At 47.6% G+C, this 16,015-nt stretch carries 14 protein-coding genes and 1 other RNA gene (1 of these 15 only partly in view); 9 read left to right on the plus strand and 6 right to left on the minus strand.

The window, feature by feature from the left end:
- The 9 genes from dnaE to ACNI23_RS12990 form a co-directional block, all read left to right on the plus strand.
- Positions 1-3,414: the 3' portion of a DNA polymerase III subunit alpha gene (dnaE, locus tag ACNI23_RS12950; RefSeq protein ID WP_420249242.1), read on the plus strand. It extends 117 nt beyond the left edge of the window; only the last 3,414 of its 3,531 coding nucleotides appear in the window; the start codon falls outside the window, past its left edge; the stop codon is at positions 3,412-3,414.
- A 19-nt stretch (positions 3,415-3,433) separates the two neighbouring features.
- Positions 3,434-3,820 (plus strand): 6-carboxytetrahydropterin synthase QueD, encoded by a 387-nt coding sequence (gene queD, locus ACNI23_RS12955; RefSeq protein WP_420249244.1) that lies wholly within the window; start codon positions 3,434-3,436, stop codon positions 3,818-3,820.
- Between the two features lies 1 nt (position 3,821).
- A complete protein-coding gene (gene dtd / locus ACNI23_RS12960) occupies positions 3,822-4,289 on the plus strand; it encodes a D-aminoacyl-tRNA deacylase (protein ID WP_420249246.1) in 468 nt (155 codons plus the stop codon).
- A gap of 136 nt (positions 4,290-4,425) precedes the next feature.
- Positions 4,426-4,854 carry an ATP-binding protein gene (locus ACNI23_RS12965; RefSeq protein ID WP_420249248.1) on the plus strand — a complete coding sequence of 143 codons (429 nt, stop codon included), beginning with the start codon at positions 4,426-4,428 and terminating at the stop codon, positions 4,852-4,854.
- On the plus strand, positions 4,839-5,168 hold the full coding sequence (locus ACNI23_RS12970; protein WP_015853215.1) for an STAS domain-containing protein: 330 nt from the start codon (positions 4,839-4,841) through the stop codon (positions 5,166-5,168). Before ACNI23_RS12965 ends, ACNI23_RS12970 begins: the two co-directional genes overlap by 16 nt.
- Positions 5,169-5,195: 27 nt before the next feature.
- Positions 5,196-6,308 (plus strand): FapA family protein, encoded by a 1,113-nt coding sequence (locus ACNI23_RS12975; protein ID WP_420249250.1) that lies wholly within the window; start codon positions 5,196-5,198, stop codon positions 6,306-6,308.
- 7 nt (positions 6,309-6,315) lie between these two features.
- Positions 6,316-7,071 (plus strand): motility protein A, encoded by a 756-nt coding sequence (locus ACNI23_RS12980; RefSeq protein ID WP_420249252.1) that lies wholly within the window; start codon positions 6,316-6,318, stop codon positions 7,069-7,071.
- Between the two features lie 15 nt (positions 7,072-7,086).
- Entirely contained in the window at positions 7,087-7,833 is a 747-nt protein-coding gene (locus tag ACNI23_RS12985) for an OmpA family protein (RefSeq protein WP_420249254.1), read from the plus strand.
- Positions 7,834-7,842: 9 nt separating this feature from the next.
- Complete coding sequence (locus ACNI23_RS12990) at positions 7,843-9,513, plus strand: CgeB family protein (RefSeq protein WP_420249256.1); 1,671 nt, start codon at positions 7,843-7,845, stop codon at positions 9,511-9,513.
- An 83-nt stretch (positions 9,514-9,596) separates the two neighbouring features.
- On the opposite strand, the gene ACNI23_RS12995 is transcribed toward ACNI23_RS12990, so the two are convergent.
- The 6 genes from ACNI23_RS12995 to rnpB all read right to left on the minus strand — a co-directional run bounded on the left by ACNI23_RS12995 (position 9,597) and on the right by rnpB (position 15,997).
- A complete protein-coding gene (locus ACNI23_RS12995) occupies positions 9,597-9,806 on the minus strand; it encodes an FmdB family zinc ribbon protein (RefSeq protein ID WP_420249258.1) in 210 nt (69 codons plus the stop codon).
- Positions 9,807-10,068: 262 nt separating this feature from the next.
- On the minus strand, positions 10,069-11,775 hold the full coding sequence (locus ACNI23_RS13000; protein ID WP_420249259.1) for a sensor histidine kinase: 1,707 nt from the start codon (positions 11,773-11,775) through the stop codon (positions 10,069-10,071).
- 110 nt (positions 11,776-11,885) lie between these two features.
- Complete coding sequence (cysS, locus tag ACNI23_RS13005; protein ID WP_420249261.1) at positions 11,886-13,343, minus strand: cysteine--tRNA ligase; 1,458 nt, start codon at positions 13,341-13,343, stop codon at positions 11,886-11,888.
- 9 nt (positions 13,344-13,352) lie between these two features.
- On the minus strand, positions 13,353-14,240 hold the full coding sequence (locus ACNI23_RS13010; protein WP_420249262.1) for an aq_1923 C-terminal domain: 888 nt from the start codon (positions 14,238-14,240) through the stop codon (positions 13,353-13,355).
- 9 nt (positions 14,241-14,249) lie between these two features.
- Positions 14,250-15,440 (minus strand): 2-C-methyl-D-erythritol 4-phosphate cytidylyltransferase, encoded by a 1,191-nt coding sequence (gene ispD, locus ACNI23_RS13015; RefSeq protein ID WP_420249264.1) that lies wholly within the window; start codon positions 15,438-15,440, stop codon positions 14,250-14,252.
- Between the two features lie 191 nt (positions 15,441-15,631).
- Positions 15,632-15,997, minus strand: an RNA gene (gene rnpB, locus ACNI23_RS13020) — RNase P RNA component class A.
- Between the last annotated feature and the right edge of the window lie 18 nt (positions 15,998-16,015).

Raw genomic sequence — 16,015 nt, forward strand, 5'->3', positions numbered from 1 at the left:
ACCGACCACGGTTCCATGTTCGGTGCTGTTACCTTTTACATGACCGCAATGGACATGGGCATCAAGCCCATCATCGGCTGTGAGGTATATGTTGCCCCCGGAGAGATTGATGATGAACTGGCCCACACACGCAAAGATAAGAAAGTCCGCTACCACTTGGTATTACTGGCCAAAAACCAGCAGGGCTACAAAAATATCATCAAGCTTTGCTCCCTCGGTTTTCTTGAAGGTTTCCACTACAAACCGCGAGTCAGCAAATACCTGCTCAACAAATACAGCGAAGGGGTTATCGCCCTTTCGGCCTGTCTTGCAGGTGAGGTTCCCCGCGTCCTGATGAATGAAGGCCTTGATGCCGGGATTGAGATGGCTAAGACCTACGAATCCATTTTTCCCGGCAACTTCTACCTTGAGGTTCAGGCCAACGGACTTAAGGAACAGGCAGACCTTAACGAACGGATCTTCAAGTGCGCCGAACAGACCGGGCTGCCGCTTGTTGCAACCAACGACTGTCACTACCTGACCAAAGAAGACTACGAAGCACACGACCTGCTGCTCTGCATCCAGACACAGACCACGGTTGATGCGGAGAAACGTTTCCGCATGGAAACCGACCAGCTTTACTTCAAGCCGCAGGAAGAGTTTGAAGAATATTTCGCCCATGTGCCGGAAGCCATTGCCAACACCCAGAAGATTGCCGAGATGTGCAACCTCGAAATCGAGTTGGGCAACTACTATTTCCCGGAATATGAACTTCCCGAAGGCATGACCATTGAGACCGAGTTTGTAAAACTCTGCAAAGAAGGTCTGCAAAAACGCATCGAAAGCGCACCCTACGAAATTGACGAAGAAAAATACTGGGAGCGTCTTGATTACGAACTTGGCGTCATTAATGAAATGGGCTTCCCAGCATACTTCCTTATCGTTCAGGACTTCATTAACTGGGCAAAAGACAATAGGATTCCCGTTGGTCCGGGCCGAGGTTCGGCAGCGGGTTCTATCGTTGCATGGGCACTTCGAATCACCAACCTCGACCCCATCCCCTATGACCTGCTCTTTGAAAGGTTCCTTAACGTTGAGCGTGTCTCCATGCCTGATATCGATGTCGACTTCTGTGAACGACGTCGTCTCGAAGTAGTTAAATACTGCTCCGAAAAGTACGGCTGGGACCACGTAGCTCAGATCACTACCTACGGAACAATGAAAACCAAAGCGGTAATCAAGGACGTTGGTCGAGCAATGGGCATGCATTTTTCAGAGACCGACCCCATAGCCAAGCTCGTTCCCGATGACCCTGCGGTCATCGCGCAGGGACTGGGAGTCAAGAAAGCCAAGATCACCGTGCCCAACGCGGTTGAAGCTATTCCGGAACTGAGCAACATGGTTGCCACCGATCCAAAGATCGCCAAGCTCATGGATATCGCCACCCGTCTGGAAGGCATGTCCCGCCATGCGTCGACCCACGCGGCCGGAGTTGTCATCTCCGATAAGCCCATGACCGATTATCTCCCTCTTTACAAAGGTAAAAAAGGCGAAATCGTGACCCAGTACGACATGAAAAAGGTCGAAAAAGTCGGCCTGATCAAGTTCGACTTTCTGGGACTGCGTACCATGACTGTTATCGAGGACTGCCTCGATATCATCCGTCTTCAGGGCAAGGAAGCACCGGATCTCGATACCCTTACCCTTGATGATCAGGACACTTTTGATATTTTCTGTAAAGGGGACACCGACGGGGTCTTTCAGGTTGAATCTTCCGGTATGCGTAAATACCTGCGCATGCTCCGCCCCAGTTGCTTTGAAGACATCATCGCTATGCTCGCTCTGTACCGTCCGGGTCCGCTGGGTTCCGGTATGGTTGATGAATTCATTAAACGTAAGCACGGTGAAATCGAAGTAACCTACCTATGGCCGACCCTTGAACCGAGCCTTAAGCCGACTTACGGGGTTATCGTATATCAGGAACAGGTTATGGGCGCGGCAATGACCATCGCCAACTACTCACTCGGTGAGGGTGACCTGCTCCGCCGAGCCATGGGTAAAAAGATTCCCGAAGAGATGGCCAAACACAGGGTCCGCTTTGTTGACGGTGCTAAGGAAAACAACATTCCGGAGCAGACCGCCAACGATATCTTCGACCTTATGGAGCAGTTCGCGGCCTACGGTTTCAACAAATCGCACTCCGCAGCATACGCACTGATTTCATACTACACAGCTTACCTCAAAGCACATTTCCCGGTGGAATTCATGGCGGCACTCATGAGTACTGAAATGAACAACACCGAAAAGATCATCATGTACATTAACGCCTGCCGAGACATGGACGTTACTGTACGGCAGCCGGACATCAACCTCGGTGTGGCCCGTTTCTCAGTGTACGAAGGCGACATCATTTACGGTATGGCCGGGATCAAGAACGTAGGAGAAGAAGCGATTGATGAAATTGTCGCTGAACGTAGGGCTAATGGTCCTTTCAAAGATTTCATCGACTTCATTACCCGCGTAAACCTGCGCCGTGTTACCAAGCGTGTAATTGAATATTTGATCCGGGCCGGGGCATTTGATTCCATGGGCTTAACCCGTTCCGGTCTGATTGCGTCTCTTGATAAGGCTGTTTCCTACGGTCAGAAGAAAAATAAAGAGAAAGAATCCGGCATGATCAACATGCTCGACATGCTCGGCGGAGGCGGTGAAGCTGAAGAACCGGCAGTGGTCAGCTTTGAAGAATTCAACATGCCGGAAATGGATGATAAGGAAATGCAGCGTCTTGAAAAAGAAGCACTCGGCTTCTACCTGACCTGTCATCCCCTGCTTTCTTACCGTAACGAAATGAGCCGACTCGGTTTGCAGACCATTGAAAACTGCCCGAACATGGCCCACGAAGCCACGGTTAAACTGGGTGCCATCATCACCGGATACAAAGAGATCATCACCAAAAAGTCCGGTAAGAAGATGGCCTTTGCCACCATTGAAGACATGACCGGGTCCGGAGAACTTATCATTTTTCCCAAAACCTATGAAGAGGTGCACCAATACCTCGGGCAGGATATCCCCTTGCTGATCAAGGGCAAGGTGGACAACCCGCCGCCGGAAGAAGGCCAAGAAGAGGCTATGCCGGAATCCAAGGTCATGTGCGATGAAATTTCACCCTTGGAAAATGCGCAGGCAGGTTGTCAGGAAGCGGTGCCGCTTTCCGTACACCATTCCCTGTGCTCTGATGAAGGCATCGCCGAGCTGAAAGCTATCCTCGCGGGATACCCCGGTTCAGCACCGATAACCTTACAGATGTTTCTTCCCGATTCCATCTGCACCCTGCGCCTCGGACATGGTTACAACATCAAGCCCAATGGGGATTTCTGGAAAGAATTCAACCTGTGGCGCAAGAACGGAAACGGCAAGAACTCATTAATTCAATAAATTCATGGAGAATAGATATATGTCTAAAGGTAAATGGAAACTCAAGGTAAAGAAGGATTTCAGCTCCGCACACCAGCTCCGCAATTACGGTGGAAAGTGCGAAAACATGCACGGTCATAACTTCGGTGTTGAGGTAGAGATTGAGGGAGACCGCCTCGACCAGAAAGTTGAAATTCTCATGGACTTCAAAGAGCTGAAGAAAGAACTCAATGAAGTGCTGGACACTCTGGACCACAAGCACCTGAACAGCCTTGAATATTTTGAGCACCGCAACCCTTCTTCTGAGAACATTGCCCGTTACATCTATGAAGAAATGAAGAAACGCGTTGAGAACGAGCATGTACGCATGGTGTTTGCCTCAGTTTCAGAAAAAGAAAGTTCCGTAGCAACATACTTCGAGGACTAGAATGAAACTGGTCATTCAAAGAACAAGCGGCGGAAAAGTTGAAGTAGAAGGTAAAACAGTTGGCGAAATCGGCCCCGGTATCATGGTGCTGGCCGGATTCGGTAAGGAGGACACGGAACAGCTTCCTGAATCCAAAGTCTGGAATACACTGATAGATAAGATGCTCGGGCTGCGGATCTTTGAAGATGAAGAAGGCCGCATGAACCGCTCACTTGAGGACATTAAGGGCGACGTTCTTCTGGTTTCCCAGTTCACCCTTTATGCATCTTGCAAAAAAGGACGCAGACCATCATTTACCGGAGCTGCCGCGCCGCAACTGGCAAGCAACCTCTTTGACAGGCTGGTTGCGGATATTGCACAGAAGGCCCCTGCAAAAGTAGCTACAGGACAGTTCGGAGCTATGATGAATGTTGATTTCGTCAACTGGGGCCCGGTCACAATTATTCTGGATTCCAAGGATTTTGTCTAAATTTTCAGGTTTTACCTTGACTTCCTTTGCGAAAAAGGGAGGATTAGGTATATTAAAATTTATTAGTTGTGGCATCCAGAAGTTGTAACGTCGGACAGGACGACTATTTGTCTCTGACAATAAACATGGAGCAATCATGCATCGCTTTGTGCTGGAAGCAATTCCGACCCCTGAAGAAAGCAGGGAAGTAGCCCGCAAGGCAATAATCATTCTTAAGGATTTTGTAGCGGATGAAAACCTCCTCCACGACATGGATCTTGTCCTTACAGAAGGTTGCTCCAATGTGGCACGACACGCCTATGACAAAATCGAAGACTGCAACAAACTTGAACTAACCATCAAAGTACATCCCGGCGAGCATATCATCTTTGAGATTGCAGACTGGGGGAAAGGCCTCTGTTCAAAGTCTATCGATTTTTCCATGCCCTCTCCGGAAGCAGTAGGAGGGAGGGGTATGTTTATCATGTCAGAACTAATGGACTCTTTTGAATTAATTAAAGAAAATGACAAAAACATAATAAGACTGACCCGCAAGTTAAAGGAAGATCAATGGCGGAAGAAGTAATAAAAATTCAAGATGGAATTATGACCTTGAAATGTGGAAAAGAGGTCACCATTGAAACCATCTACGAATTCAAGGAACAGGTAGAAAAGGCCAGTGAATCTTCTGAAGTTGAAGTTATTGTTGCCGACCTTTCAGAAGCCCTTTTTCTTGATAGTTCAGGGATAGGCTTCCTTGTTTCACTGAATTCAAGACTTAAGAGCAATAACAAGAATATGTATCTTCTGCGCCCCAGTGAACAGATCTGCAAAACCCTTGAACTTGTAAGACTCATTTCCTTTTTCACTATCATTGAAGACGAAAGGGAAATCCCTTAACCGTCCCCGCATTTACGGAGCATCCGCATGCCCTGTCTCAAGCACTATTTTGACCCTGACTTCGATTACACAGATCTTAAACCGGTAGAAAAAAATGACGGGAGCGTAGATTATTACAATATGGGCTATGTGCAGAGCGTCATCATCGGTCAGGTCCTTGCGCAATGGGAAGAACCGGATGAAGACGGGAAATGTCCTCTGGGACAGCGCTATTACCCTGAAAAAGAATTCCCGCGCGGGCCTAACACTAAAATCAATCCCGAAAACACAAATCAACTGATTGCCACCCGCAACGGTTATGTCTTTTACAATGAAGAAGGCTTGATTACTGTAAAAGAATTGCTCAATGTACGTGGAGACGTAAACCTTTCCACCGGAAACATTTTTTTTGTCGGCGACATGGTTGTTCATGGCTCAATCAAATCCGGCTTGGATGTAAAAGCCAACAACATCAATGTCAAAGGGGTGATTGAACAGGCCAATGTGCATGCTGCCGGGTTCCTCAAGTGCGATGGAGGCATAAAAGGCAACACCAAAGGTCAGATTGAATCCAAAGAAACGCTTCGTACAACTTTTTGTGAGAACGCAACACTTGTCAGCAGCGGCAATATTATCATTGATAAGAACTGCATGCATACTACAGTGTATTGCGAAGGGAAGTTTGCGGTAAAAGGCCGCTTTGCCGGTGGCAGATGCTACAGTGGCCAAATTGTATTCATTGGTGAACAATTAGGTGGTGGCTTAAGTGCTGCTTCGCAGGTCATTGTGGGATACAACCCGCTGCTGCTTCTCCAGATAGACAAAATTTCTACTCAAATTTCTGTATTGGAACTGGACGTGAAAGACCTGCAGAAAGTCATGAGTAACGGCGCCTCAACAACTGCTGAATTCACAGGTAAAATTGAAAAATGCGAAATGAAGATTCGCTTTTTGAAAAACAAGAAGAAGCAGCTTTGGGGTAAAATCCAGCAGGCAGAAAAACTGGAAAGTTGTAGAATTATGGTTCAGGGCATTGTAAAATCGGGCGTGGAGATCAGCATCGGTCCCGCATATATGCAGGTGAATGAACCTCTGGAAAATGTTTTTTTCTACTATGAAAACAACGAAATCAAAGTGGGCTCTCCCGCATTAAAGAAATAGAGCAAGTATGGATATTGCAACTTTAATAGGAATTGTAGGCGGTTTCGGTCTGATCGCGGCAACCATTGTCATGGGTGGTAATGCAGCCGGTTTTATTGATCCTCCATCAATGGTTGTTGTTTTCGGGGGAACATTTGCCTCCTGCTTCATTATGTTTCCCATGGGAGTTGTACTTAAAGCATTCAAAATTGCTTTAAAGGGTTTCTTCGCCAAATCCGAAGACCCCAAAATCATGATCGACCAGATCGTAGCTCTCGCTGAAACAGCACGTAAAGAAAGCCTTGTTGCTCTTGAAAAAGTTGCCATTGACGATGAGTACCTTAAGAAAGGAGTCATTCTGGTAGCCGACGGTACAGACGGAGATTTAGTCCGATCCATCATGGAATTTGAAATTGACGCCATGAAAAAACGACATTTTCAAGGCCAGGCGGTCATGAAAGGGATGGGAGCCATGGCACCGGCTTTCGGAATGATCGGTACGCTGATCGGTCTGGTACAGATGCTTTCGAACCTCAGTGACCCTGACGCCATCGGCCCTGCAATGGCGGTTGCTTTGCTGACAACCCTTTACGGCTCCATCCTGGCCAACGTAATCTTTCTGCCTTTGGCTAAAAAGCTTGAAGAACGTTCCATTGAGGAAGCCTCATACATGGAAATTATGGTTGAAGGCGTTGTCGCCATTCAAAAAGGTGAACACCCCTCAATTGTTAAAGAAAAGCTGCAAGCATTCCTGTCTCCGGGTCTGCGTGATGCTACCGCATAAAGATAAGAGCGCGGCATGGCCAAAGTAGTTATCATCAAACCGAAGAATAATGATCCGCCGCCGGAAGAAGGGCTTCCGCCGTGGATGGCTACATTCGCGGATATGGTAACCCTTCTGCTCTGCTTTTTTGTCCTTCTGCTTTCTTTTGCGAACAATGACCTTGCAAAGTTCAAGGAATTGCTCGGCTCGCTCAAAGAAGCTTTCGGGGTGCAGATGGAACGCAAGGAAGAAGATAATCTTGCCCTGACTCCCTCAGACCTGAAGCGAAAAGAAGTCAAAATGGACAGCAACGATAAACGGTTGCTTGGTCTGGTCCTGCGAATCAAGGCTCTTTTGGATGAAGATGAAGCTACCCGCAAGTCATCCGGGGTAAAAGCAGATCAGGACGGTGTTCTGGTTAATACCGATTCGGCGACTCTTTTTGAGCCGGGGTCGGCAACACTCAGGCCTGAAGCGCACAAGGTGTTGGACAAAGTTATCAGTATCCTAAAGGATCACAACTATAACCTTGTGGTCCGGGGACATACGGACAATTCCGAAATACATTCCAAAAAATTTCCTACCAACTGGGAACTCTCGTCAGCAAGGGCCGCAAGTGCACTGCGTTATATTGTTGAACAAGGAGGAATAGCTCCCAAACGGCTCAAAGCCGTTGGCTATGCCGACACCCAGCCGTTGGTAAAAAACGACTCTCCTGAAAATAAGAGTAAAAACAGAAGACTTGAATTCTTCTACCATAAACCAGCCCGTGACTCGTGGTAGGTATCTTTGATGAGCACAACTTATATTGCGGAAGCCATACGAGACGGAGAGACTCTTACTGATATACGCATCACTGCTGACGGTAGGACAAAACATATGTGGGGCAAATACGGGTTGCGCCGTGAAGAAGAGCTGACCTCACAGCTTGATGACAACAAAATCCCCCTGCTGGTAGGTTCCGGCATCGGCGTGGCAGCAAAAGAACTTCTTAAACAAAATGACCGCCCCCTGCTCATCCTTGACTGCGAAAATGAGATACTCGCTGCCAGCGGTTTGAAAGACGAGCTTCGCAAAGATTCCAGAGTAATCTGGATCAATACCAGCTCCCCACAAAATGCAGCTGCGCACATTATGGAGCTGGAATCTACGTCCGGCAATAAAATCCAGCTGTTAAAAAATCCTTTCTACCTGCGCCTATCCCCCTTCTATGCCCAAACAGAAAAACTGCTCATTGAGCAGGAGGGCAAGACGGTTGAATTTCCTATCTGGCCCAAATTTCAAAATGAAAAGCCGCGAATCCTGCTCTTAACCAGCCAATATTTCCTCATGGGTGAAATCGTCGCCGCCTGCCAGCGTCAGGGTGTACCGCACATGTTTATCAACATGGACGCCAAAGAGATGGAGCTGGAGCAATTCGTGGCTAGAATTTCATCAGCTATCAACACCTTCAAGCCTGACTTTGTACTTACAGTCAACCATCTGGGAGTGGATCAGGAAGGTGTCTTGAACACCCTGCTCCATAAATTTCAATTGCCGCTGGCTTCATGGTTTGTTGACAACCCCCTATTGATTCTGCCCCTGTATCAGGCGCAGGCCAACGAGAACACAACCATTTTCACATGGGACGCAGACCGCATGGACTCCCTGCGTAAAATGGGTTTCAACAAAATCTTCCACTTACCGCTGGGCACAGACCAGACCAGATTCCTCCCCTCCAAGGGCTGCACGGAAAGTAAATGGGCGCAGGATATTTCTTTTGTGGGCAACTCTATGGTCCACAAGACCGCCAGAAGGATGGAGGCAGCCAGAATTTCCGGACTGCTGGCTGAAAAGTATCAAGAAGTCGCCCATGCATTCGGCGAAGGTAACGAACATTCAGTCGTAAATTTTCTTGAAAACAACTATCCTGAGCTTGTCCCGGAATACGAAGGGTTGGTAATTCCCCACCGTAAACTTGCCTTTGAAACTCTGGTTATCTGGCAGGCAACTCTCGAATACCGCCTTTCCTGCGTAAAACAGACTCTGGGTTTCAACCCACTGATCGTGGGTGATGACGGCTGGAAACAACTATTGGCAAACGAATCTACATGGGAATACCACAGCGAACTTTCCTATTACGATGACCTGCCCCGCTTTTATCCCTGCTCCAAAATCAACTTCAACTGTACCAGCCAGCAAATGAAAGGGGCTGTAAACCAGCGGGTCTTTGATGTCCCGGCCTGTAACGGATTTATCCTTACAGACCATCGCTACCAGATGGAAAAGTTGTTCGAACCGGGCAAAGAGTTAGCCGTTTACAATTCGTTGGAAGAAATTCCTCAGCTAATAGATAAATACTTGAACGACGAGGCTGCGCGCCTAAATATAGTGAAAGCAGCCCGTAAAAGAATACTGGCAGAGCATACCTATGACTGTCGAATCAAGACGCTTATCGGCTGCATGCGCCAAGCATACTGCTAATTTTCCAATAAAAAACAGTCCCCGATTCTTTTGAATCGGGGACTGTTTTTTATTGCTCTTCCGACCGGAAGAAATTCTTAGCCTCATGAAAAGCCGGACCCACCACAGCCTCCGGAAGGAGGAGCAGCCGGAACAGGGTCGACAAATGAAGCGCCGGAGCTGAATGAAGATAGGAGCTTTCCTGTATCCGGACTTTTGCATTCAGGGCACTCAGGATTTTCCGAACTGGATGCAAATACCAATTCCTCGAATTCATGCCCGCAAACATTGCATTTATATTCATAGATGGGCATCTGTTATTTGCCCCCGCAGCCGCCGTTTTTATCGTTGGAACCCTCACGGGGTCCCTTGCCGATCTGTCACGGAGATATTCCCATTTTGGGGATCACCACTTTCACGATGATGAGAACGACTGCGAACACCGCAATCAATCCAAGTAAATCTGACATCTGAACCTCACAGGTTGTTTTATCTACACTTCATTACCAGTTAAATCTTATATTGCCTGTGTCAATAACTAACCGCAAGAATAATCATGCGAATCAATACTTAGCGCTAAACACTGCCCAGATTTACATAAAACCGAAAAGTAGTTCCCTCTCCAACGCTACTGCATACAAAAATTTCTCCGCCCATCATGGAGACCAACTTACGAGAAATGGGCAAACCAAGTCCTGTTCCTCCATACTTGCGGGAAGTCGATGAATCCGCCTGAGTGAAACTCTCAAAAATATAGTTGATTTTATCTGCCGCGATCCCGATACCTTCATCTTTCACCGCAAAAATAAGCTTCTCGGCCTCCCAATAGACAGTGACCACGATTGTCCCTTTGCTGGTAAATTTTACTGCATTACTGATCAGATTATTCAAAACCTGCCTGATCCTGGTTGCATCACCAACAACTTTATCAGGTACGTTTTCATCAATATGACAAACCACCTTCAAGCCTTTACGAGCGGCATCCAAAGCAAAAACACTAACCACTCTTTCCACCATCTCGCGAAGTAAAAACTCATGCCTTTCTATCTGCAAATGTCCGGCTTCAATTTTCGAAATTTCAAGGACATCATTTATTATCTCAAGCAGACTTTCCCCGGCGGTCCCGGCAATATTTAAAAACTCCCGTTGTTCATCGTCAACGTTAGTTTCTTTAAGCAACTCCACCATTCCTAGAATCGAATGCATAGGAGTTCGAATCTCGTGGCTCATGTTGGCTAAAAATTCAGTTTTCACCCTGCTGGCAGTTTCTGCCTTGGCTTTTTCTTCCTGCAGCAATACCAAAATATCATTTATTGATTCAGATAAATCGCTAAGTTCGTCGTTTCCACTCAAACGAACTGTCCTTTGCTCGGGACCGGTAAAATATTCACCCCGCAGCTGCTCTTGCACTCTCTTCACCCGGGAGACAAAGTACCTGTTGAGCACGAAAGTGGCAGCAACCCCCAGCAGTAAAATGGCGGAACACATGAAAAACAGGAAAACCTTAAACATGGAACTCCCTACTTCATAAGCATCACGGTCCATGCCTAAACCTAAAAGCACCAGAGGTTTTCCGAAAACATCCCGCAGGACCATATACCCCTTAAGCTTACCCTCTCCACTTACCGGAGGATCAAAAAAAACATCCTCATCAGGAACATCTTTCAATTCCCTGAAAAAAAGATCCATCTGCAAAGCATTGCCCAGCTTTTCCAGATGTCGGTCCCCAAAATAGCGGCCCATAATCATAACTCCCGCAGGAGTTCCCTCCAGATCACTCTTTAGAATCTTTTGTACGCTGATCTGCATCAACCTGTGATCGATTCTGACAAGACCGGTCAAACCTTCATTACCGCATTTACGGATTATTTTGTTTCCCTGACAACCTTCGGTAGTAAAGCAAAGTTCTATAGAGTCAGTTCCTTCAGCAGAATGTGAGAAATAATATCCGCCCTCATTGTCAAAAAACATGATCATATCAAGATCAAGGTTGACCAGAACCTCCGGAGTTAAATTTGAAAGGACGTATTGTTCATTGAATTTTTTTAAAAATGAGTAGGTATCATCCCACCATGCCCAGTCACGGCAAAGACTTTTCAATGCTTGGGAATTTTCATTAACGGCAAATTCGGCACGGCTGAGGTTTTCTTCCACAAGCACTTTCTCAACCTTGGATATGGCGCGGCTGTTAAGCTTATATACCAGCAAGACACTGCCCGCAAAAACCAGCAGGCAAATCAAAGAGACAATCAAATAGCTTTTACCCTTCAACCCAATTCGCATGTACACCCCAAAAGAGATTAGTTTTTCTTTTATCTTACCCCTTTAACAAAAAAAAAGAAACCGGATCGAAATCCGGTTTCTTAAAAAAATGCATTTTTAAAAAATAAAGACTAAATCACGGACCAGACAGCTCCCTGCGGAGTATCCTTGACTTCCACACCGAGTTCAATCAGTTCATCCCTGATTTCATCAGAACGGGCAAAATCCTTGTTCTTGCGTGCTTCCTGACGTGCAGCAACAAGCTCTTCAACTTTTGCCACTTCAATTCCTTTACGCTCAAGCATGCAAAGCTTCAATTCTTCGAGGAATTCCTTAGGATCCCGGGTGAAAATACCGAGCACTTCACCCCATTTTTTCATGTCTTCAAGAATGCGAATCCATGCATCGCGTCCGCCTTCAGACTTACGCCATGATTTCTCTTCAGCGATACGTCCAGCCAGACGGATCAGAGTGAACATATGGCCCATTGCTCCGGCAGTGTTCATATCATCTTCCATGGCCTCGGCCCAACCCTTCTCAGCATCTTCGATTTCAGCCACTACCTCTTCGGGCAGAGCAGCCTTCGACCACTTGGCTTTGTTCAGGGCTTCACCGGTCTGCTCCAGTGCGGAGTATACGCGGCGGATACCTTTTTCCGCTTCTTCGAGAGCTTCAAATGAGAAATCGAGGGGGCTGCGGTAATGCATAGTCAGCAGGAAATAGCGCAGGGTTTCGGGCATGAACTTATCAAGAATATCCCGAATGGTGAAAAAGTTGCCCAGAGACTTGGACATTTTTTCGGAGTTGATCTGCACAAAACCGTTGTGAACCCAGAAACGAGCCATTTCCTTTCCGGTAGCTGCTTCACTCTGGGCAATTTCGTTTTCATGGTGGGGGAAACTAAGATCCTGTCCGCCACCATGAATATCGAAGGGAAGTTTGAAATATTTTTCACTCATGGCTGAACATTCAAGGTGCCAGCCGGGACGGCCCTGTCCCCAAGGGCTTTCCCAGGAAGGTTCACCGGGCTTGGCAGCTTTCCAGAGTGCGAAATCAAGAGGATCCTGCTTTTCTTCACCGGGCTGAATGCGCGCACCGGACTGCAGGTCTTCGATATTTCTGCCGGAAAGTTTCCCGTAGCCATCAAAAGAACGGACCTTGAAATAAACATCGCCGGACGGAGTAGCGTAAGCGTGATCCTTATCAATCAGAGTCTGGGTCAACTCGATCATCTCAGGAATATGCTCAGTGCATTTGGGTTCGATATCTGCGCGCAGGATATTCAGCTTATCCATGTCCACGTAAAATTCGCCGATAAATTTCTCGGCCAGTTCAGTGGCGGTGACCCCGGTTTCATTTGCCCTGTTGATGATCTTGTCATCAATATCGGTAAAGTTACGCACGAAGGTCACATCGTAACCCTTAAAGCGCAGATAACGGACCAGAATATCAAAAACAACGGAAGAGCGGGCATGGCCGATATGGCAGAGGTCGTAGGCGGTGATACCGCAGGCGTAAAGATTAACTTTGTTGCCGTTTAAAGGTACGAACTCTTCCTTCTTCCGATTGAGTGTATTGTAAAGGCGCATAGCCACTCCTTATTTTCGTGAATAAAAATTTGCCTCGACCGTAATCCCGTAAAGGTCAAGCAATTCTTCAAAACTGCGTCCCATAAACATATAAATCAGGGGCACAGGTTCGGTCGGTTCTACCCGGACAACCAACCTCTCGGGATTCTCAATAAATTTTATAAGTTCGGCATAAAAATTCTCAGCATAGCCATTCCCGAGACTTCTCGCCTCCTGCATTTCCAATTGCAGTGATTCCCGTAGCCTGTCCCGATAAGCATCAATTCCGACTCCTTCACTCTCTGCAGAAAGAGCCACAACTTTATTTGTAAGGGACATATCCTGCCAGACAAAGGAACCGTCAAGCATGCTGGTCCCGATAAATCCGCCGATCCCCGGGCCTCGCAGACTCACATCACCGAGACTGAAACCAGCACTTACCCGGCAAAGATCCGGGCCGTCAAAATTTATCGACTTAACTGAGAGCCGTTTGGTTTCGTCTTCATAGCTGTAGTCGGCAAAGAGGTCAAAATCCAGCTTTTCATAACCCATTTTCCGAAAATCACGGGCGAGAGTTCCCATATTTATGAACTCTACCGGAATGGAAACACCATGAACCCTGCCCCGGAAAAAACGAGGCGGGTTGTGTTCATGATCAAAAGAATCGACTTCCAGTTTTCGGACGGTGCATCCTGCCCCGTTGGCAAGGCGGCATTCAAGCCCCCAGACATGCAATGACTTGTCAAAAGGATTGAGTAAGGCCCGCTCGAAATCAACCCGGACCATATCAGCATGACGATCCAAGGACTCACGGACCTTGGCAGCGGACAACTCCTCCAGCTTGAAATATCCTCCGGCAGCAACAGCAACCAGCAAAACCAGTGTCAGGATTAATTTCAAAAAGAATTTTCCGCTCATGCCGGGAACCTAAATCTTTTTAAGGCCGGTTACCGCGGCCACGGCTTTAATGCCCTTTTTCTCTCCGGTAAATCCGAGCTTTTCCTCAGTGGTTGCTTTCACGTTAACCTGAGCTTTATCCAAGCCCAAAACTGAAGCAACATTCTTGCGGATCAACTCCCTGTGCGGGGAAAGTTTGGGAATCTGGCTTATCACTGTGAGATCAACATGGACGATCTCAACTTCGGCTTCTTCAGCTTTAGCCAAGACCTCTTTTACAATAATCCCGCTGGACATATTTTCGCAGGCATCGGAGGTATCTGGGAAATGGTGGCCGATATCTCCACCGCCGAAAAGTCCCAAGATGGCATCAGCCAGAGCATGGAGCAGCACATCACCGTCAGAATGAGCAATTACTTCGGGTCCGCCGGGAATGGGCACACCACCCAGAACCATCGGGCGGCCCTCGCCGAATTTATGGACATCGTAACCCCAGCCTACGCAGGGAATGGTCCGCTTATCCTCTTCGATCTTTTTCAAATCTTCGGGGTTGGTCATCTTAATGTTACCTTCTTCTCCCTCACAAATATGAACATCCTTCCCGGCCATTTCCAGCATGGAAGCATCATCAGTCACATCCCAGCCCTCTTCTTCCGCCTGCTTATGAGCAGCGTAAAGAGCAGGCAATGCAAAGCCCTGCGGAGTCTGTACCGCTTTCAAGCGGGAACGTGTCAGCGTTCTTTCAACAATCCCGGCTTCCACTTCTTTAATGGTGTCGGTCACATCAATTGCCGGGATGACAGCCTCATCGCCAGCCTGCAACCGGTCGATAATACCGCTGATCATTTTCACCGAAGCAAATGGGCGCGCGGAATCATGAACCAGCACATGGGTACACCTTGAAGGAAGTTCATTCAAGCCGTTGAATACGGAATCCTGTCTGCGTTTTCCCCCGGCTGTTACCTTGAAGCGCATGCCAAGTGAATCTGCACCGTCCAATTTGGCCACAACCTCTTTCATTTCCTCAACCTGATCAGGAGGAAAAACAAAGATTATGCCGGAGACAGCAGGGGTATTTGAAAAAGTAATTGCGGAATGCCAGAAGAGCGGAAAGCCCTTCCATTCAAGGAATTGTTTTTTGACCCCGCCAACAGCATTTGCCAGACGGGTGCCGCTGCCTGCTGCCAGCAGAACAGCCCAGACTTCACCGGATGTACTCATGATAAGAACCTTTTTGATGCGCTCCGCGCTTTTATATAAAGATTTAGCCTCCGGCGGCTTAAACCCTTTTGCAAAAGGGTTTAAGAATCCCAAAAACTTTCACTTGGGCTTCGCCTATCTGCACAACAAAACGTCATTATAACAAAAAAAGGGGCAGCCCTAAGGCTGCCCCTTTTTTAATCAAACAATAAAAGAGGAGTCGGACTATAAGCCGGGTCTTGTATCTACCTTACGGTAGACGATCATCATTCCTCTAGGATGCATGTTACCATACACCTCAAGCAACCTACCCGAAAGCTCGGCCGGGCCGGCCTCAAACACTTCCCTATTTGGTCTTGCTCCGGACGGGGTTTACCTGGCCGGATATGTCACCATACCCGCCGGTGGGCTCTTACTCCACCGTTTCACCCTTACTCCGATGAATAAACATCGGGGCGGTCTGTTTTCTGTGGCACTTTCCCGGAATCACTTCCGCTGGGAGTTACCCAGCGTCCTGCCCTTCGGAGCCCGGACTTTCCTCCCCGGCATAAAGCCGCGGCGATGATCCGTCCAACTCCTGATATTTATAGCTCGCT

Origin of the sequence: Maridesulfovibrio pacificus (SeqCode) (assembly GCF_048612815.1) — a bacterium.
GTDB classification, from domain to species: Bacteria; Desulfobacterota; Desulfovibrionia; order Desulfovibrionales; family Desulfovibrionaceae; genus Maridesulfovibrio; species Maridesulfovibrio pacificus.